This window comes from Vibrio sp. JC009 (assembly GCF_029016485.1).
Classification (GTDB): domain Bacteria; phylum Pseudomonadota; class Gammaproteobacteria; order Enterobacterales; family Vibrionaceae; genus Vibrio.
In genome coordinates, this window is record NZ_CP092106.1 from 2,285,043 (window position 1) to 2,306,500 (window position 21,458).

Genomic DNA, 21,458 nt, shown 5'->3' on the forward strand with positions numbered 1-21,458 from the left:
TTGTTTTTTATAAATTCCATTACCCGGAAAAATTAAAGCTAAAATAGGCCATTCCCACAATGCTGGTTGAGTCCTCGGCCTGTACATGGATATCCAGTTTCCCTGCAGGCGCTCCGTCTTTGGTATTAACAGAGAAACTCAGATTTTCAGAGTCAAAATGAATCCATGAAGGCAACTCACTTCCATCATCCATTTCCGCTTTGTAAGTGACCTTTTCGCCTGTTTCGGTATGGTTAAATGTTCTTTTCGGAATAAAGACCAGATAGTTGGTATCAGACTCCAGTACAGGATCTGTCATATCAAATACCTTCAGATAACCAAGATGGGCAGACTCTTCAGTATGGGGTTCTTTGTCTATAATCAGAATACGATCCAGCTCATCATCAAGCTGTGCTTCGTAATTCGCCAGAGCCGTTTCCGTTGGCTCACCTGTGTCCACAAGCTGATCAGGTTGCTGATCATCATGGACAGACTGTCCCTGGTCAGTTTCAGGTGAAGCGCCATCGGCAGAGGCTATTTCCGTTGGCTTTTCACCCTCATCCGAGTCTACATCTGTATCATCATCCGCTGAAGCTACTTCTGTTGTACCTTCTGTCGTGTCACCACCGTTTGTCTCTTCCTCTTCACCACCTTCAACCAAAGCTGTAGCTTTATCATCGGCTGGAGATGCGGTATCACCAACATCAGCTGTCTCTGTGCTATCTGCTGAAGGACCGGTCCCTGTATTAGTAGCTGAAATTTCTGAATCTCCTGCTTCAACAGCAACCAAACCGTCCGCTGAGGTGCCTGTCCCTTCATCAGCCTCAGCGGTAACCAAAGTACCTGTAGAAGTATCTGTTCCCGTATCTGCCCCTGAAATTCCTGCGGGATCCGTGCTCGTTGAACTCCCTGCTCCCGGAGCAGCGCCGTACTCATCCAGGCCGGAATAAAAGTCTGAGCCCACTTCATAGCTGATATCCGGTCCCAGAACATCTGCCAGAATTCCTGTGTCAGTGTTTACAGAACCGGAACTGGTGTTGACTGTGCCTCCGGTATCTGCCGAATTGCCACTGTCTCCGGAATCACCTGTATCTAAAAGGTTGCCTGTCAACGGGTCTGTGGTGCTTGGTACATCAGCGGTATCAACCACATCTCCCTGATTTATTGATGCTGTAGTGATAAATGAACTGGCTATAAAATAATTACTTGCGGAGTTGCCAGCCAGAGTAATGCCGTTAACCATTACGGTTTTACCCTCTCCCACCTCTGCATCAGAGAAGTTTGCCGTGGCCGAACCACCATTAAGTGAAACAGAATCAGACCCAAGAATACCAAGCAGTGTTCCAAGGTCATTTATAGTGGCATCTGTTGTACCGTCATAAAGCTTATCCAGAATATCTAAGCCACTTATGGACAGTTCTTTTTGCTCAATATCCCCCGAGATATCTGCCAGCGCATAGTTCGCCGACTGAGCTCCACTCAGAGTCAGACCGTCAACTGTCACGGCTTTATCCGTACCTGCATCAGCGTCTTCAAAGCTTCCGCCCGTGACAATTCCCGCCAGCGTCACATCATCTCCGGTATAAACCGCGCCGTCCTGATCACTCACCGCTCCCGAAGTGACAATACTGGCGCTGCCGCTCACTGAAGCATCTGTTGTGGTATCGTAAACTTTGCTATCCACCGTCAGGCCAGTGATATCCAGCACCTTCTGCTCAATATCTCCCGAGATATCTGCCAGCACATAGTTCGCCGACTGAGCTCCACTCAGAGTCAGACCGTCAACTGTCACGGCTTTATCCGTACCTGCATCAGCGTCTTCAAAGCTTCCGCCCGTGACAATTCCCGCCAGCGTCACATCATCTCCGGTATAAACCGCGCCGTCCTGATCACTCACCGCTCCCGAAGTGACAATACTGGCGCTGCCGCTCACTGAAGCATCTGTTGTGGTATCGTAAACTTTGCTATCCACCGTCAGGCCAGTGATATCCAGCACCTTCTGCTCAATATCTCCCGAGATATCTGCCAGCACATAGTTCGCCGACTGAGCTCCACTCAGAGTCAGACCGTCAACTGTCACGGCTTTATCCGTACCTGCATCAGCGTCTTCAAAGCTTCCGCCCGTGACAATTCCCGCCAGCGTCACATCATCTCCGGTATAAACCGCGCCGTCCTGATCACTCACCGCTCCCGAAGTGACAATACTGGCGCTGCCGCTCACTGAAGCATCTGTTGTGGTATCGTAAACTTTGCTATCCACCGTCAGGCCAGTGATATCCAGCACCTTCTGCTCAATATCTCCCGAGATATCTGCCAGCACATAGTTCGCCGACTGAGCTCCACTCAGAGTCAGACCGTCAACTGTCACGGCTTTATCCGTACCTGCATCAGCGTCTTCAAAGCTTCCGCCCGTGACAATTCCCGCCAGCGTCACATCATCTCCGGTATAAACCGCGCCGTCCTGATCACTCACCGCTCCCGAAGTGACAATACTGGCGCTGCCGCTCACTGAAGCATCTGTTGTGGTATCGTAAACTTTGCTATCCACCGTCAGGCCAGTGATATCCAGCACCTTCTGCTCAATATCTCCCGAGATATCTGCCAGCACATAGTTCGCCGACTGAGCTCCACTCAGAGTCAGACCGTCAACTGTCACGGCTTTATCCGTACCTGCATCAGCGTCTTCAAAGCTTCCGCCCGTGACAATTCCCGCCAGCGTCACATCATCTCCGGTATAAACCGCGCCGTCCTGATCACTCACCGCTCCCGAAGTGACAATACTGGCGCTGCCGCTCACTGAAGCATCTGTTGTGGTATCGTAAACTTTGCTATCCACCGTCAGGCCAGTGATATCCAGCACCTTCTGCTCAATATCTCCCGAGATATCTGCCAGCACATAGTTCGCCGACTGAGCTCCACTCAGAGTCAGACCGTCAACTGTCACGGCTTTATCCGTACCTGCATCAGCGTCTTCAAAGCTTCCGCCCGTGACAATTCCCGCCAGCGTCACATCATCTCCGGTATAAACCGCGCCGTCCTGATCACTCACCGCTCCCGAAGTGACAATACTGGCGCTGCCGCTCACTGAAGCATCTGTTGTGGTATCGTAAACTTTGCTATCCACCGTCAGGCCAGTGATATCCAGCACCTTCTGCTCAATATCTCCCGAGATATCTGCCAGCACATAGTTCGCCGACTGAGCTCCACTCAGAGTCAGACCGTCAACTGTCACGGCTTTATCCGTACCTGCATCAGCGTCTTCAAAGCTTCCGCCCGTGGCAATTCCCGCCAGCGTTACATCATCTCCGGTATAAACCGCGCCGTCCTGATCACTCACCGCTCCCGAAGTGACAATACTGGCGCTGCCGCTCACTGAAGCATCTGTTGTGGTATCGTAAACTTTGCTATCCACCGTCAGGCCAGTGATATCCAGCACCTTCTGCTCAATATCTCCCGAAATGGTATTACTCAGAATATAGTTGTCTGCATCAGCACCTGTAAGACTCAAACCTGACAGGATAACGGTCTTGTCACTTCCTGCATTCACCGTATCATAAACGGCATTGGTGACACTTCCGGCCAAAGATACCGTATCACCATTCATCACAGCGCCATCACTACCGTTAACGCCGCCACTGGAGGTAATACTCGCTGAACCGCTTACTGATGCGTCTGTGGTTCCATCATAGGTTTTGGTGTTAACCGTCAAGTCATTGATATCAAGCTCTTTCGGATCAATAGTAAAAACGCCGGATACATAAGTTATATCGTAGTTATTACCACTGTTTCCATCGTCAATACTCAGGGTATTCTGATTAATGCTGTATGGTCCGCCCAATACCGTATCACCACTATCCCTTGCTAACTCTCCGCTAAAGCTGTCGCCTGAAATCAGACTACCATTACTGCTGTATGTGAGAGTCGGATCGCTGTCACCGTATGTTTTGCTCAGATCATCTGCGGTAATCGTTATTGAGAATGGATCTATAGTTGCACTCAGAGAAGTTTCTACAAGCGTATAGTTACTGGCAAGGCCTGAACCATCGGACAATAGGTAGCTAGCTGTTGCAGTTTGTGTGCCTGCGTTTGCACTGGCAAAGGTGACGCTATCAATAGTCACACCAAGTGTTTCTGATCCGACTAAACCACTTAAAATTCCCGCAGTACCGCTTCCCGAGGTGGTTCCGTCATAGGTTTTATCTGAAACACTGGTGCCTGAAATAGTTAAGACCTTGGGATCAACAGTCAGATCGCCTGCCACATAAGTTATGGTGTAATTACTGCTGTCAAAGGTGCCTCCGGTTGCTGCACTGACAAGGATATTTCCTGTGTATGTACCTGCATTACTGGTCGCACTGCCCGCGTAATTATCTGTACTGGTTAGTGTCACTGAACCTATCGTTTCACTATTTTTCAGCCCGTCAGAAGTGAATGCGGCTGTATCAATAGTTAGCGAATCTCCGTATGTTTTGCTCTGATCATCTGCTGTTATGATCAAAGAAGCGGGTGTTATATCCCAGGTGCTCGCCCAGCTTCCTATCCAGTAATCAGAGTCTGACAGGCTCAGCCCTGAGTCATAAACATAGTCATATTCACCCACATTGGTTGTGGCAGAAAGCGTTCCGTCAGTGGTACTTCCGTCACCACTTCCTGCTGTATCACCGGTTAAAGCAAAGTGGTAACTTGTCGTTCCGCTTTCGGTCAGCCCTCGGGATGAGAGATCAACAGGGTTTCCGTCGGAATCAACCCACTGGTATCCCAGACCCGATGGTGTATCGCCATACTCACTGGTTCCATCTAAAGTCTGGACAAAAAGTAAGTCCGTAGGGAAAGCATCTTCCTGCACAGTCGAGGAAACTAAAGAGTTATCTAGTGTCGGATAAGGATTTCCGGGCTCAAAAACAAAATTACTGCCCAGCAGATCTGTGAGGTTATAACCGTCCAGGGCACGGGTGGTATCGGAAAACTGTTGGGTGCTAAGTGAACGTATCTGGCTGGTATCGCTGCTGCCTGAGTTTCCGGCATCGCTTGTACAACCGTAAGCGCCAATAACGCATAAGTTTGCTCCGGCAATATCCTGCTGATCCCGCCAGAAAACATTAGAAAAGGCTGCCGTTGAATCTGTGTCGTAATCATATAAATTACTGTTGGCTGAAGTTCCTGCATCCCCAACAATGCCACCAACAATTCTTGCATTGGCAGAAGAAATTGTTCCGGAGGCAAATACATTACTCACATCTAACGAAGATGTATCATAGTAGCGAACCCAGCCAATTAAACCTCCGGTACCCCGGCTTGCAGCTGTTCCTGTATCAACGGTAGATGTCACATCGCCTGCAACATAGGTGTCTGAGATACTTGCCTGTCCTCCCTGGGTGTATTGATCTAAATGTCCAACGACGCCACCAACATTAGAGCCACCTTCCACATTCCCCAACACAGCAGTATCCGTTACTGTGAGTGTTCCATTAAACAAGTAACCAATAACACCACCAACACCATACCCGGTTGCCCAGTTCGAGCCGGAAGTTTTTACGTTACCTGAAACATAAGAATCATCTACCGTTACAACACCGTTGTTGCTCCCGCCAACAATACCCCCCACAAAATTGGCATCACTTGTTCCTGTAACGGTTCCTGATACGTAACTGTTTTCTACTGAGATATCTTGCACTGAGCCTATCAGGCCACCTATATAATTATTACTGCCGCTCACTGTTCCTGAGAAATAAGCGTTACTAACTTCAACATCAACATCTGTTCCGGCACCACCAATAAGTCCCCCGGTATAAGTTCCTCCGGAGGAAGTGACAGCACCTTGAGCATAGGAGTTATCAACTCTGGTTGTACCGTGACCAGCCTGCCCTATCAGGCCACCAGCATAACTTTGATTTGAAGCATTACTTCCAGCAGTGATATCTCCGGTGGAGTAACTACCTGTTATATTCAGAGAAACCGATGCACCTGCCCCTTGTGAAGAACCAATCAGGCCACCAACACTCGCATTACTGCCAGTCACATCACCGGATGTATTTGACTGCGAAATCACACCCTCTCCGGAAAAGGAGCCAACTAACCCGCCAACGACAGACGTTCCAGCAACATTACCGCTGGTATAACTTTGATCAATAATCACATCCCCGGCATTACCTAACATGCCTCCGGTATTTGTGCCACCTGTGACCACTATTGACGAATAACTATTTAGAATAGTTATGTCACTGCTACTGCCGACAAAACCGCCAACATGAGATTCAGTGGTCGCATTAACAGATGCATCTACAATATGCGTATTGGCTATCAGGGTCTCATCATAAGCTTCAGTACCACCATTTAGAGTCCCGCCAATCAAGCCACCAACAGAGTTACCAGTTGAAGTCACTTCAACTTTTGAAACAGTGTCTTCTATCAGAACCTCACTGCTTCCCCCCATTCGGCCAATCAGACCGCCGCAATTTCCCCCGGTACAAGAAACTGTCCCGGTTGCGTAAGCGTTGTGAAGCGTCAGCCCCTGTGTGTAATCAGAAAAGATGCCGTGGTCACTATCAGCACTGTTTGAATTAACGATAGCAAAGTTAATCAGACCAAGATTACTAATGGTGGCATCAGCAGTGTTGCCCAAAAAACTGCTTGTCATACTGGAACCATCACTTTCAATGGTATGACCCAGTCCGTTAAAGTTACCGCTAAAAAAGTCAGTTGTTGTACTGTTAGAGCCTAACTCAAGCCCGCTTCCTGAATAACCTGTGATATCGCTGCCCAGCGCTATGTTGGCCGTATACAGGTCACCGGAATAACTGGCCAAATCATCCATAGAATTTATAACGTAGTATTCTTGCCCGTTAATGGTCAGTGTGCCAGAGGAACCATAATCGACACTGCCGGTAAACCCGCTGTCATCTGAAGCCAACCCCACACGTACACGACCAACGCTATCCAGTGCATCCTGCGTTGCATCCGCTGTGGTTACCACCGACTCGTCGAAATAGTCGATATCATCAGAGGTATTATTGTTCGCCGTCATGGTCAGCGCTGCTGTCCCGGTTGTGCTCATGGTCGCATTAATATTGATATCCCGGTCCGCAGTCAGCGTTAAGGTATTCGCCGACCAGGAAACATCATCATTAACATAAATATCGCCATTCCCGGATGAGTCACCACTGCCACAACTGGTCCCGCTACAGCTCACCGAACCTGATGCAGCCTGAATTTCCACAGAGTTCGAAGCAAGAGCTGCACTCAAGGTTGCGCCGGTAATATCGCCACCAGATGATGCGATAGTGAAATCATAAGGATCCAGCAGCCATTTTCCTGACTCACCATTTTCGGCGCTGGTAGAAACGGTTATATCGTTAACATCCAGACTATGGCCTGAAGTCTCAATCTGACCACCATTGCCACTTTCGCTGCCACCTTTGGCTTCTAAGCTACCGTGAACTTCTGTTACCGACTCTGCATTATCAATATCGGACCAGGCTACAATCGTTCCGCCATCACCGGTTTCCGTTGCATTGGCAGTAACTAAAGCTCCCTCTTCGATAGTGGTAGATACCGCCTGACGAATCTCAGGATCTTCCCCCTGCCAGCCACCACCAAGATAAACCTCACCACCTCCGGTTTTACCATCGGCATGCACCTCTGCTGTGGACTCAATACTTACCGCTCCTCCGGTAACTGTAACTGTGCCTCCCTTTGCAGTATCTGAACTTGCATCCAGTTCACCGGAAATAACGGCCGAGCCGTTATCACCTGCGTCAACAACAATGTCATCCGCCTGAATCGTCCCGGAAGAGGAGACCAGCTTAATTCTGCCATCAACGATTTCCACACCACTTGCCGACTCAGAAACTCCGGACACAACATCTGAAAGATAACTGCTGGCCACATTGGCTTTAACAATGGCAAGTCCGCCATCGGCAACAATTACGCCGCCATTATCAATAGCCGCATTCCAGTCCGCCGCTTCCACATCGACAGAAATCAACTGCTCTTCATCAAAGCTGACCCTTACCCGGCTACCCGCAGCTAAGGCCACATCCCGGCTGATAACCGAACCGTCATTTACGATCTTTCCGGCAATAAAGATCGCCGTATCAGCCTGAATCTGCCCCATGTTAAAAAGATCAGCAGCCTGACCGTCAGAGTTAAACTCCAGTACACCCGCTTTAAAATTTTCATTACTGAGTTCAAGCGTCGAGGCAATAACAGAGCCCACATTAACCTGAGCCCCCTGTCCGAAAACAACACCATTAGGGTTAATCAGGATAACCTGACCATTAGCGTTTAGCTGACCGAGAATCTGACTGGGGTCGACACCGGTTACCCGGTTTAACAAAGAGGAAGAGGTATTTGGCTGAACGACATTCACGCTCGCCTGCGAACCAATATTAAAAGTATTCCAGTTAATGCCCGCTTTCTGGCTATTCTGGTTGATGGTCATGGTATTTCCGGAAGCGGAAATGCTGGCATCACCAATAATCACCTCGCCCCCGGCGGGCAATTCATTCACACCGGTAGCGGCAACAACAGGAAAAGCCGGTATCACCAAAAACGGCAACACAGGCAGAATGCGTTCTCTTAAATGAGTAAGAGCTAGAGTAGTCACTTTTACCATCCCTGACAGACATGCGTATTCTATAAACTGCCGGAACAAACTCCTTTCCCGGCATAACTCTGGCCAGAATGATAAATTGCCTGAATACTAAAACCCTAACTCAGACATAAGCCATATCACATTGATTAATAGTTATTTATCTAGCCAATTATTTTATTATTTGAGTATAGTAAAGACCTATCATAGAGCAATAAACCAAGAGGCTTTGCTCTACTTTTGAGACATAGGGACAAACATGAAAGGTTCGATTTTAATCACAGGTTGCAGCAGCGGGATCGGAAGATATTGTGCTGAGCAGTTACATCAATCCGGTTATCAGGTTATTGCCAGTTGCAGAAAGTCTGAGGATGTAGAAGAGCTAAAAGCTCAGGGACTTAACTGCGTCCAGTTAGATGTAACCGATCCTGAATCTATTCATAACGCCTTAAATGAAACTCTGAAGATCACCGGGGGCACGCTGGATGCCCTATTCAACAACGCCGCGTACGGTCAGACCGGAGCAATTGAAGACCTGCCAACCGATGCGCTACGGGCACAGTTTGAGACGAATGTCTTCGGCTGGCATGAGCTGACAAAAGCAGTCATCCCGCTCATGCTTAAGCAGGGAAAAGGAAAGATTATCCAGAACAGCTCTGTTTTAGGACTTGTCGCTATGAAATATCGCGGAGCCTACAACTCAAGTAAATTTGCCCTTGAAGGCTATACAGATACACTCCGGCTTGAACTGATGGATACCGACATCTCCGTTAGCCTTATAGAGCCGGGGCCTATCGTCAGTAAGTTCAGGGAAAATGCACTGCGCATGTTCAACCTTAATATAGATATGGAACACTCACGGCATAAAAGCAGCTATCAGAATACAATTGAAAGACTGGGCAAGAAATCACCTTCCAATCGTTTTACTCTTCCGCCAGAAGCAGTTTTAAAACCTCTGATTCATATTCTGGAAAATGATAGACCCAAGCCGCGATATTACGTCACTCAACCAACTTATCTTTTCGGCTTTTTACGCAGAATTCTTCCGGTCAAAACCCTCGACCGCATACTGGTGAAAAGTGACTAGAAACATTGCACTGATGTCATAAAATAGTCACAAACTGCTATTAAAGTAAGCAACCTGACTCGTACAGATCGTGTAATCAGGTAATGCAATGACATTAAACCAACTGAATCTGCTTGGTTTAGGTGTTGCACTGATATGGATATTGGCGCTGTAACACCTTAGTTCGACCAGCCTGGAAAACACCCCAATGGATGCAGGGGTGTTTGGCCGTTCCCGATTTAAATCCGCTTTTCACTTGATAATTCTGACTATCGACCCTATTTACCTGTTATAAATTGATAGTAAGGAACTTCTCATGCAGCCTGAGTTCATCGTCGAGTTAAATGAACAAAACTTTCGTCCTGTGCTGGAAAGCTCACTGGAAAAACCTGTCCTGATCCACTTCTGGGCACCAATGAGCCCTGAAAGCGCAGATATTATCCCGCAGCTACAAAATCTGGCTCAGCAATATGCCGGTGCCTTTACTCTGGCGTTGTTGAACTGCGAGCAGGAGCAGGCTATCGCAGGGCAGTTTGGTGTTCAGGCGCTTCCTACTATCGCACTGTTTGCAAACGGTCAGCCTATTGACGGCTTAGGAGGCCCTCAGACCATTGAAGCCATCACTGAAATGCTGACCAAGCACCTGCCAAGTCAGGACGAAATGACATTCCAGGCGGCGCATGCAAAATTGCAGGAAGGGGCTCATAGCGAAGCTCTGTCACTTATCAGTACGCTAACTGAAGAGTTCTCCACCAAAGCGGAAGTTAAGCTGATTAAGGCCGACTGCCTGCTGGAAACCCTGCAATTTGATCAGGCGAAAGAGCTGCTTAGCCATATCCCACTGGAGTATCAGGACAACTATTACAAAGGCCTGATAGCCAAACTGGAACTGCACGAACAGGCCAAAGACAGCCCGGAGATCCAGGCTCTGGAAGCGAAACATGCTGCTGCGCCTGAAGATGCAGCGGTCGCCACAGAGCTTGCCCTGCAATACCACCAGAGCGGAAGAAGCGAAGAGGCACTGGAGTTGCTCTGGCGCTATCTGATGAAAGATCTGAACAGCCTGGATGGAGAGATGAAAAAATCCTTTATGGACATCCTTTCTGCCTTAGGTCAGGGCAATCCGGTAGCGGGTAAATACCGCAGGCAACTCTACTCCCTTCTTTACTGATTTTGACTAAACCGGGCATTGCCCGGTTTTTTTAATCCGCGCTTTACTTTCCGGTCACCACCCACTTCATGTAGACCGTGATCTCATAAATGAGCATCACCACTTATTTGTAGTATTTTATTATGTTATGTTTATTTGCGTTTTCATAGTAGATAGCCAAACCCCTACATGGCCGCTGCTATAACGAACTATTTACAATAATTACGTACCCTACCCAAATGGACTAGTAATACAAATTATTCACTGAACTGATAAAAACGGATGAAAGGTCTAATGAAAAATTTCAAATTAAAAAGCTTCTTAGCTACATCAGTTGTTGTTGCACTAATGAGTGGCTGTCAAAGAAGCTCAGTGCTTACTCCTGTTGATATTTCAGCGAGCTCACATGATGGTAATGTACCGAGACTTCTTTTTGACCAAGATATTACCTCCCGTTGGTCTGCAAATGGCGACGGCGAATGGGCGATGTATGACTATGGTTCAGTGCATGAATTTAATGCAGTTCAAGCCTCATTCAGCAAGGGTAATAAACGTGTTACCACATTTGACTTGCTGGTCAGTGAAGATGGTACCGACTGGATCGCTGTATTAGAAGGTCAGAAAAGCTCGGGCAAAATGATCGGCCTGGAGCGTTTTGAATTCGCACCAGTAAAGGCTCGCTACATTAAATTCGTTGGTCATGGTAATACCAAAAACAGTTGGAACTCTGTAACGGAGCTTGCTGCTGTCAATTGTAGTATTGATGAGTGTCCGGATACCCATAAACCAACAGACGAAGTGCTGGCTGCCGAGAAAATCCTCATTGCCGAAATGAAAGCGGCCCAGAAGGCATGGAAAGCAACACGTAAGAACCTTCGTAAAGGTGACTTTGGTGCACCTGCTGTCTACCCGTGTGACAATGGTGTCGTATGTGAAACCAGCAAAGCTTTGCCGGTTCCAGCCATTCCTGAAACGCCAGAAGCGGGTAAAGCGCCAAGTGACAACTTCGACTTAACTCAGTGGTATCTGTCACAACCCTTTGACCATGATAAGAATGGTAAACCAGATGATGTAGACGAGTGGGATCTGGCAAACGGCTACCAGCACCCTGAAGTTTTCTACACTGCTGACGACGGCGGAATGGTATTTAAGAGCTATGTGAAAGGTGTCCGTACCTCTAAAAAAACCAAATACGCCCGTACGGAGCTGCGTGAAATGCTTCGCCGTGGTGACGAAACCATTGACCGTCAGGGTGTAAATGCCAACAACTGGGTATTCAGTTCATCACCGGTAGAAGATCTGAAGGCGGCCGGTGCGATTGACGGTACGCTGGAAGCGACACTTAAGATTGACCATACAACCACAACAGGCCAGGTCCATGAAGTGGGTCGTTTTATCATAGGTCAGATTCATGATAAGGATGATGAACCAATCCGCCTTTACTACCGTAAGCTGCCAAACCACGCAACGGGCACCGTCTACTTTGCACATGAAAACACCAACAAGGGTACAGATATCTACTACAACCTGGTCGGAGATATGACAGGTGAAATTGGTGATAAAGGTATCGCTCTGGGTGAGAAGTTTAGCTACAAGATCGATGTAAAAGGCAACACCATGACGGTAACACTGAAGCGTGAAGGTCATGACGATGTGGTTCAGGTCGTTGATATGAGTGAAAGTGGCTATGACCAGGGTGGTCGTTACATGTACTTTAAAGCGGGTGCATACAACCAGAATACCAACGGTGATATGGACGACTACGTTCAGGCAACATTCTACAAGCTACAGGCTACGCACGATCAATACAAAGGCTAAATGCTAACGCTTTAACCTGAGGAAAACCTCCAACACTGTTTGGAGGTTTTTTCTGGCAGTTATCTGAATTAACCAGGGGGAGCATCATCCACCCGGTTAAAAAACAGACGCCGCAAAAGTATTTGTGTTATTATATGCTCAATAATTTCATATCAAAACCATTCAAACGTTCAGCCGGTTTTTACGTTTCTTTTTCTGTTTGATTGGTGGAGTGATGACACAAGCAATAATATTTTTAATTATAGGGTTATGTCTGTTGGTATGGAGTGCGGACAGGCTGGTTTACGGCGCTGCCGCTTTGGCTAATAATTTCGGAATTCCATCGCTGGTGATAGGTATGACGATCTTAGCAATGGGTTCTTCTGCTCCGGAGATGGTGGTTTCCGCTAACGCCGCGCTGGATGGAAAAACCAACACCGCCATTGGTAATGTCCTGGGCTCGAATATCGCCAATATCGCTTTAATATTAGGGTTTACGGCACTGTTTAAGCCATTAAGCATCAGCTCCGGGATCGTCAAACGGGAACTGCCAATTATGATGGCTGTGACTCTGTTCGCCGGCGTTCTGCTTTGGGATAGTTACCTGGAGGTATACGAAGGAATCTCTCTGCTTATACTCTTCTTTGCTTTTCTGTACAGCATGTACCGGATTGGTAAAAAAGAGGCGCCGGATTCAGAAAGCGAAGAAGACTCTGAAATACCCGAGGGCGTGTCCAGCCCCCGCGCACTGTTTTGGGTGGTTTTAGGTTTGGTTGTGCTGCCTTACTCAGCTGATCTTATGGTGGAGTCTGCGGTAACAATTGCCACTTTTCTTGGGATGAGTGACCTGGTGATTGGCCTTACCATTATTGCCATCGGAACCAGCCTGCCGGAACTCGCCGCCTCTATGGCCGGGGTGATTAAAGGTGAGCATGATATGGCGATCGGCAACGTCATTGGCTCTAACATATTTAATATTCTGGCTGTGATGGGCATTCCGGCTCTGATCAATCCAAGCGAATTAAGTGTGTTTGTCATGCAGCGAGATTTTACCATTATGCTGGTGATCTCTTTGCTGCTCGTGGTATTGACGCTAAGCAAAACCCAGGTCATAGGTCGCAGTAAAGGGCTGTTTCTGGTACTGCTCTTTTTAGGTTATCAGGGCTATCTGTTTCATAACATCGCAGGCTAATCTTTGAGTTTAAAAAAACCGGGGCAACTGACGCCCCGGTTTTTTATATCGAATGCCTGAGAAAGAGCGTAATAAGCCTTCTATGCAAGCTTGAATTGTGAAATAAGTTCCGATTGGGTAACAGAAAGGTCACGCAATGACTGGCTGTTTTGCGTTGAAATGCGGGTACTGTCTGCGATGTTAGAGGCAACCTCAGAGATTTGAACAATATTACTGGTGACCTCTTTGGTTACAGAATCCTGCTCGATAGAGGTCTGGGCAATGGAACGGCTCATCTCATCAATAATGTATAATTTGTCGACCATTTCCGCCAGAGAGTCATGACTGACGTTGATAAGTTCAACAGAGTCTCCCGCTTGCTCAACATTGGTTTGCACTATCCCAACCGCATCTTTTGATTTTGACTGCAGGCTTTCAATCATAATACTGATCTCATTTGCAGAGTCCTGAGTACGCGTGGCTAAAGAACGGACTTCGTCAGCAACAACCGCAAACCCGCGTCCATGTTCCCCTGCGCGTGCAGCCTCAATCGCTGCATTGAGAGCAAGCAGGTTAGTCTGCTCACTAATCGACTGGATCACCATCAAAATGGTATCAATTTCCCGCGATTGTGCAGACAGCTCTTCAATTACTTTACTGGCTTGCGCCAGCGAAGTCTGTAACTGAGTCACTGACTCAACGTTGCTTTGCATATTCTGCATATTGCCTGACGCTAAACTGACAACACTTCCTATCGCTTCACTGGAATCATCCGCATTTTTGGCCGCCTGATTGACCGATTGTTCCATCTGAGTCACCGCCGTCGCGATTGTCTGAGTACGGATTTGTTGGGTTTCGATTTTCTCGGCTATCGATTTGCCTTGCTCCAGCCCCTGCAATGCCACGTTATTCACCCTGTCATCGGTGAACTTAATCTCCTCAACAACGTTTTTTAGCTTGATCGCGAGCTGGTTAATGCTCTGAGATATTTCACCAAATTCCGACTTAAATTCCTTTTGAATAAGGTAACTTAAATCCCCTGCTGCAAGCTTGCCTAACGCTCGCTTAATTTCGCTGAGTGGCTGGCGGATAGCCCGAACCATACTGAATGTCACCACTAATGCGATAACGATAGTTGCCAGTAGCAGGGATCGGTTCAATAATGATGAATTGGCATTGGAAGCTCTGGCTTCCTGCAATGCGAGCGCAGCTTTTTCTCGTATTGTGGAGACCATTGAAGCGGTAAGCTCCATGGAGTCAGCAACAATGGATGCTTGTTGAGCCAACATCTCGGTACTGCGTTGATTGCTGCTAATATATAGCTTGTGCTGATTTAACAGCTTGCTCTTATCCGTGATCTGCTGCTCCAGCTCAGAAAAATAGGACTCCAGGCTCTCTTTGCCTGCCGGGTATTTATCATAAACCCGGGCCACTTTTTGGGATACTTGCGTAAACCCTTTCGTGAGTGCTTCATCTATTGTATTCAGTTTGTCTAACCGGGTAACGCCAAGCAATTCCGTAAGATAATTAGCCAGAACATTGGACTCCTTTTGCACAAACTGCATTGTCCAGGCCACGGACTTTCCTTCACCCAGTTTTGCTTGCGCTATAACATCTTCAATGCTGGAATTAAAGTACTCCCACACTTCCATAAAACCGGTGAGCTCTTTTGCCGCAAGCTGTTGAGCAATCAAGCGCTTATCATGTAGCAAAACATGCTGGTTCGCCAGCAGGATGACCCGGCTTATCTGAGCGTCAATGTCTTGCAGCTTAGACCTTAGTTCCGGGAAGTTTTCCGTTTGCTGAAACAAGTGGTCGTAGCCTGCCTGATACAAGTCTATCGCGTCAGATATCTGATCAGCGAAATAAGTGCGTCTCTCTTCATCGCGTTCGTTAGCATGCAGCAAGGTTAAGCGGTTAATACTTTGCAGTTCAGAGCTCAGTTCTAAACTTTGGTCGAGAAGGTGCGTATAAGTTGATGCACTAAGTTCCAGTTGCTCTTCCATATTGGACTGAGACATGGAGGCACTGAGGCTCAGTGTAACTGCACAAACGGTAACTAGCATAAAGCCGATCACAATGCGTTGGATAAGGGTTATTTTCACAGCTACTATCCTTATTTTTTATTACATTGAACACTGAATATCGAGACTATCGTATTACAAATAAAACCAATTTATGCTTGTGTACAGAGGGATACAGAAACCAAAATCCACGATATCAGGTAAATCTAAAAAACTATAATGTATTAATAAATTACATTATAGCTAGGATTTTATGTGCTAATGCAATGCGTGACCAGAAGAAAACCGGACATTTAATGTGCTCCAGGTGGCAAAATTGTGATTTTATTTCAGCAACAAAAGCTCGTTAGTTAAGCAGATCACATTCAGGTGCGGGTTCGCCACCCTTAAATCTAATGACTTATTGTATTATCTGAAAGTCAAAAAAAAGCTCAGAGCTCTATCTATGACGTTACATTTATTCAGGAGAGAGAGGTTGCCAATCATGTTCTTTATAGTTGGAACAGTACTAACTTTGTTGCGAAAGAAGCATGTTGCGAGAGATAGCCTTTAATTAATAATACTAAAATACCAACAATCCTGAGTGCGTAGTTCATTTTACGCTACCTTGCTACTCAATATTTCAGCCATTTCCACCTGAATTCAGCATAGCTCACATTAATTTTCCAGAATTACTTTATTCACACCAATTTTGTGTCCATTTTACACAAAATAACCATAACCCATTGATATATAGATATTTTGCTATTAATGCTTTTATATAAAGATGATATCGAAAAAGTTTGATCGCAAGCACATAAGCAGGGTTTTATAGTCTCGAATAATGACCTAGTTCAAATTAGCGACATACAAATATTTACTTTTCCCCTTAGCGTGCTTCAATTAGCCATATAATCTTATTGTCATACAATATATGTATGGCAAAGCCTCCCAAAATCTTTGACACAATGGAGTTCATATGTCGGGTGTTAAGTTAGAAAGTATCGTGAAAAGTTATGGTGACATGACCGTTGTGCATGGTATTAACTTAGAGGTTAAACCTCAGGAATTTGTTGTATTAGTTGGTCCTTCAGGATGTGGTAAATCAACTACTCTACGCATGCTAGCTGGTCTGGAAGAAATTTCAGGTGGGGAAGTTTCTATTGATAACCGTGTGGTGAACAACATTGCTCCGAAAGATCGTGACGTTGCAATGGTGTTCCAAAACTACGCTCTTTACCCTCACCTAAGCGTTTATGAAAACATCGCCTTTGGTCTTCGTATTCGTAAAGTTGACCGCTACGAAATCTCACGCCTTGTGGAAGAGGTAGCCGAGATCCTGGAACTGACTCCTTTACTGGAGCGTCGCCCTGCAGACCTTTCTGGTGGTCAGCGTCAGCGTGTTGCTATGGGGCGTGCGATTGTTCGCCACCCGAAAGTATTCCTGTTTGATGAACCTCTGTCTAACCTCGATGCAAAGCTCCGTACTCAGATGCGTGCTGAAATTAAACGTCTTCACTCTCGTCTTGGTGTAACCAGTGTTTACGTTACCCACGATCAGGTTGAAGCGATGACACTTGCTGACCGCATTGTTGTAATGAGCAATGGTCGTATCGAACAAGTGGGTACGCCAATGGAACTGTTTAACAGCCCGGCAAATACATTTGTTGCAACCTTCATCGGCTCGCCTCCAATGAACCTTATCGATGCAAAAGTTTCGCTTTCTGAAAAGGGTCTGTTTGCGGAATTTGATGGTAACCGTGCTGAACTGCCTAAGATTGACCTGCTTAACGATGGTGAAGAGGTGATCATTGGCATTCGCCCTGAATACATTGACCTTGAACCTGTTGAAGACGCCAGTGCGATTAAAGTGAAGATTGAGCTGGTAGAAACACTGGGCTCAGAAGCACTACTGCACTGCCACTTTAATGGCAAGCCTTTCGTGATCAAAGCAGAAACTCATGGTCGCATTGACCATCTGGAAAATATCGACACGCTTTATTTCCGTAAAGAAGCCATCACGGTTTTCGATAAGAAAACGACTCAGGCTTTAGCTGTTTCTAATAGCCACTAACCGAGAGCTGCATTATGGACAATATTCAACCTACAGCGGTTTCGCAACCTTCGGCACTTTCAAAAAAAGTGACGCTGTTTGTAGAACGCATAAAACGAGACTGGCAGATCTATCTGCTGTTAGCCCCAACGGTTATCTGGTTCTTGCTGTTTCTTTACAAGCCAATGTACGGGCTACAGATTGCATTTAAAGACTACAGTGTGTTCCGTGGTATCACGAGCAGCCCCTGGGTTGGCTTTGAGCACTTTGTTACTCTGTTTGAGAATGATGCCTTTATTCGCTCAATCAAAAACACAGTGATGATCAGTGGTGCCAGCCTAATCTTCGGCTTCCCTGTTCCGATTATCCTGGCGCTGATGTTCAACGAGATCCTGAACGCGAAATTTAAGCGTGTCGCTCAGACTATCGTTTATCTTCCGCACTTTATCTCTGCGGTTATCATCGCCGGTATTGTTATCACCGCCTTCGCGCCATCAACGGGTGTTATCAATCTGTTCTTAAACGCCCTGGGTTACGACTCGGTGTACTTCCTGACCAAACCAGAGTGGTTCAGAACCATCTTTGTTGGTACCGGTATCTGGCAGGAAGCAGGCTTCAGTTCGATTGTATTCCTGGCAGCGATAGCAGGTGTCAGCCCGTCACTATACGAATCTGCAGTAGTTGACGGAGCGTCACGCTGGCAAATGATGTGGAGAATTACGTTGCCATGTATTCTGCCAACCATTCTGATCATGCTGATTATCCGAATCGGTAACATCCTGGAAGTCGGCTTCGAAATGATCATTATGCTTTACCAGCCGGCAACTTACGAAACAGCGGATGTAATCAGTACCTTCATCTACCGACAGGGTATCCAGGCAGCACAATATGACTTAGCAGCCGCTGCTGGTCTGTTCAACGCTGTTATTGCCTTCCTGTTAGTTATCACCGCGAATACGATCAGTAAGCGCGTTTCAAGAACATCACTGTGGTAAGGAGTAAGTAACATGAGTGCTACAGCAAATATGAACTTGTATTCACGTGGTGACAAAGCTTTCGTGATTATGAATATGTTCCTGGTGGGTATGTTCACCATCAGTGCTTTATATCCATTTATCTATGTTGCGTCTCTATCGATGAGTTCGGGCGACGCAGTAACCGCAGGTAACGTTGTATTTACGCCTGTTGACATGACACTTGCAGCTTATGACATGGTATTGTCAGATCCTGCATTCTGGAACTCATACAAAAACACCTTTATCTATACGGTGGGCGGTACATTAACCAGCTTGCTAATCATCATTCCGGGTGCGTATGCGCTATCTCGTCCACAGCTAATGGGACGTAAGTACTGGAACATGCTGATTGCATTCACCATGTGGTTTAACGCAGGTATGATTCCGTTCTTCCTGAACATGCGTGATTTAGGCCTGCTTGATAGCTACTTCGGTATCATCATAGGTTTTGCATGTAATGCGTTTAACATCATTCTGTTACGTAACTTCTTTGAAGCTGTACCAGGCTCATTTGAAGAAGCGGCACGCATGGATGGAGCAAATGACTTCCAGGTATTGTGGAAAGTGTTTGTACCTCTGGCGAAACCAGCAATCGCTACGGTCACTCTGTTCTGTATTGTGGCTCGCTGGAACGGCTTCTTCTGGGCGATGGTATTGCTGCGTGACGAAAGCAAAATCCCACTCCAGGTATATTTACGACAAATCATTACTTCGCTGACTGATGACGAAGAGTTTACAGCAACACTTGTTGAGTCTGCATACTCATTCGAAACGGTAAGTTCAGCAATCATGGTTTGCTCAATTATCCCTGTACTTCTGGTTTACCCATGGATTCAGAAATACTTCAACAAAGGCATCATGCTAGGTGGCGTTAAGGAATAACAACGCCCCTTTAAATGATTTACATAAAATAATAACGGAACAAAGGAATAACGATGAAAACAGTAAAGACTCTATTATCTGTACTTGTTGCCAGCTCTGCACTTGGTGTGGTTCCAGCTATGGCTGAAGAATCTTACAAAGTCTCTGACAAGCCCCTGGAACTGGATATCCACCTGCACACAAAAAAATATGTGTACAACAATGACTGGCCGGTAGAGAAAGAAGCGGCACGTTTGACTAACGTAAAACTGAACAACGTCGCTTCAATGGCAACAACCAAAAGTGAGGAAGCATTTAACCTGCTAATCGCATCGGGTGATCTGCCGGATGTCGTTGGTGGTTCTGCTATCAAAGATAAGGTAAACCAGTATGGCCCGGAAGGCGCGTTTATACCGCTGAATGACCTGATTGCGGAACATGCACCAAACATCAAAAAGTTCTTTGATGCGCATCCGGAGATCTGGAACTCAATCAAGTCATACGATGGCAATGTTTACTACATTCCTTATCTGCCAGACGGCAAATATGGCCGTGCTTACTTTATCCGTTACGACTGGCTACAAAAGCTGGGATTAGAAGCACCAGAAACCGTAGATGAGTACTATGAAGTTCTGAAAGCATTCCGCGACCGCGATCCAAACGGTAACGGCAAGAAAGATGAAATTCCATTCTTCGCGCGTCATTGGGAAGAGGTATCCCGCTTAATTACACTTTGGGGTGGCCGTCAGTCCGGTAACGATACTTTCCACGACTTCTACGTGAACAATGGCAAAATCAGCCACGGTTACACAGAAGATGCATACCGTGACGGTATTCGTAACCTTGCCAAGTGGTATAAAGAGGGGCTGATTGACGCTGAAGTATTCACCCGCGGCAGCCGTTCCCGTGAGTACATGTTGTCAAACAACATTGGCGGTGCAACGCACGACTGGTTTGCCTCAACATCAAGCTACAACGATTCAATGGCAGACAAAGTACCGGGCATCTCGTTTAAAGCAATGCTGCCACCGGAAGGTTCAACCGGTAAACGTTTTGAAGAACACCGCCGTGCTCCTGTGAAGACTGCTGGCTGGGCTATCTCTTACACTAACGAACACGCGATTGAAACCATTAAGTACTTTGATTTCTTCTTCACTCCGAAGGGACGTAACCTGGCTAACTTCGGTGTTGAAGGCGTACACCACGATGTAGTTGATGGTAAGCCTGTGTTTAAACCAGAGGTTCTGAACTCAGATAACGCAGTAAACAACCAGATGCGTGCCATTGGTGCTCAGATCGAGCGTGGTTTCTACCAGGACTTCGAATACGAGAAAGCCTGGTCAAACGCAACGGCACTGGAAGGTATCGCACTGTACGATACAGGTGATTACCTGGTTGACTCTTTCCTGGGTGCGTCAATGAATCAGGAAGAGAAGGCGGTATACGACAAGCACTGGGTAACAATCAAAGACTATATGCTGGAAATGCAACAAGCATGGATTCTGGGCTCTCGTGACGTTGATGAAGACTGGGATAAGTACCAGGCTCAAATCAAACGTATGGGCTTCCAGAAAGTCGTTAAAGCTTATCAGAGCGCTTACGAGCGTGCATACAAATAGGCTCTGACCTTAACCTGACTCAAAGCCTCGCAATTGCGGGGCTTTTTTGTCTGCACACAACACAATACCAGCCGATAAGCCAATTTCTCTCCTGTTTCCGCTATCTCTACCACCAGTTCAGCTAAGCAAGCTTACAAGCCTTCTTGCGGGGTC

The 21,458-nt window shown here is 46.7% G+C and carries 10 protein-coding genes; 8 read left to right on the plus strand and 2 right to left on the minus strand.

Annotation, left to right across the window (positions count from 1 at the left end; genetic code table 11):
* Positions 1-19 precede the first annotated feature (19 nt).
* A complete protein-coding gene (locus tag L3Q72_RS10165; RefSeq protein ID WP_275129836.1) occupies positions 20-8,584 on the minus strand; it encodes a YDG domain-containing protein in 8,565 nt (2,854 codons plus the stop codon).
* Between the two features lie 244 nt (positions 8,585-8,828).
* Here L3Q72_RS10165 and L3Q72_RS10170 point away from each other — a divergent pair, with 244 nt between their 5' ends.
* From L3Q72_RS10170 to L3Q72_RS10185, 4 genes are all read left to right on the plus strand, one after another.
* Positions 8,829-9,656 (plus strand): SDR family oxidoreductase, encoded by an 828-nt coding sequence (locus tag L3Q72_RS10170; protein ID WP_275129837.1) that lies wholly within the window; start codon positions 8,829-8,831, stop codon positions 9,654-9,656.
* Positions 9,657-9,951: 295 nt separating this feature from the next.
* Positions 9,952-10,806, plus strand: coding sequence for a co-chaperone YbbN (locus tag L3Q72_RS10175; protein ID WP_275129838.1), 855 nt, complete (start codon positions 9,952-9,954; stop codon positions 10,804-10,806).
* A gap of 273 nt (positions 10,807-11,079) precedes the next feature.
* A complete protein-coding gene (locus L3Q72_RS10180; protein ID WP_275129839.1) occupies positions 11,080-12,603 on the plus strand; it encodes a polysaccharide lyase family 7 protein in 1,524 nt (507 codons plus the stop codon).
* A gap of 214 nt (positions 12,604-12,817) precedes the next feature.
* Complete coding sequence (locus tag L3Q72_RS10185; protein WP_275129840.1) at positions 12,818-13,774, plus strand: calcium/sodium antiporter; 957 nt, start codon at positions 12,818-12,820, stop codon at positions 13,772-13,774.
* Positions 13,775-13,854: 80 nt separating this feature from the next.
* On the opposite strand, the gene L3Q72_RS10190 is transcribed toward L3Q72_RS10185, so the two are convergent.
* Positions 13,855-15,858 carry a methyl-accepting chemotaxis protein gene (locus L3Q72_RS10190; RefSeq protein WP_275129841.1) on the minus strand — a complete coding sequence of 668 codons (2,004 nt, stop codon included), beginning with the start codon at positions 15,856-15,858 and terminating at the stop codon, positions 13,855-13,857.
* Positions 15,859-16,735: 877 nt separating this feature from the next.
* Here L3Q72_RS10190 and ugpC point away from each other — a divergent pair.
* The 4 genes from ugpC to L3Q72_RS10210 are packed head-to-tail and all read left to right on the plus strand — an operon-like array spanning position 16,736 to position 21,305.
* Complete coding sequence (ugpC, locus tag L3Q72_RS10195; protein WP_275129842.1) at positions 16,736-17,830, plus strand: sn-glycerol-3-phosphate ABC transporter ATP-binding protein UgpC; 1,095 nt, start codon at positions 16,736-16,738, stop codon at positions 17,828-17,830.
* Positions 17,831-17,844: 14 nt separating this feature from the next.
* Positions 17,845-18,804, plus strand: coding sequence for an ABC transporter permease subunit (locus L3Q72_RS10200; RefSeq protein WP_275129843.1), 960 nt, complete (start codon positions 17,845-17,847; stop codon positions 18,802-18,804).
* Between the two features lie 12 nt (positions 18,805-18,816).
* Positions 18,817-19,707, plus strand: a complete 891-nt coding sequence (locus tag L3Q72_RS10205; protein ID WP_275129844.1) for a carbohydrate ABC transporter permease — start codon at positions 18,817-18,819, stop codon at positions 19,705-19,707.
* A 53-nt stretch (positions 19,708-19,760) separates the two neighbouring features.
* Entirely contained in the window at positions 19,761-21,305 is a 1,545-nt protein-coding gene (locus L3Q72_RS10210) for an extracellular solute-binding protein (protein ID WP_275129845.1), read from the plus strand.
* Positions 21,306-21,458: the final 153 nt, after the last annotated feature.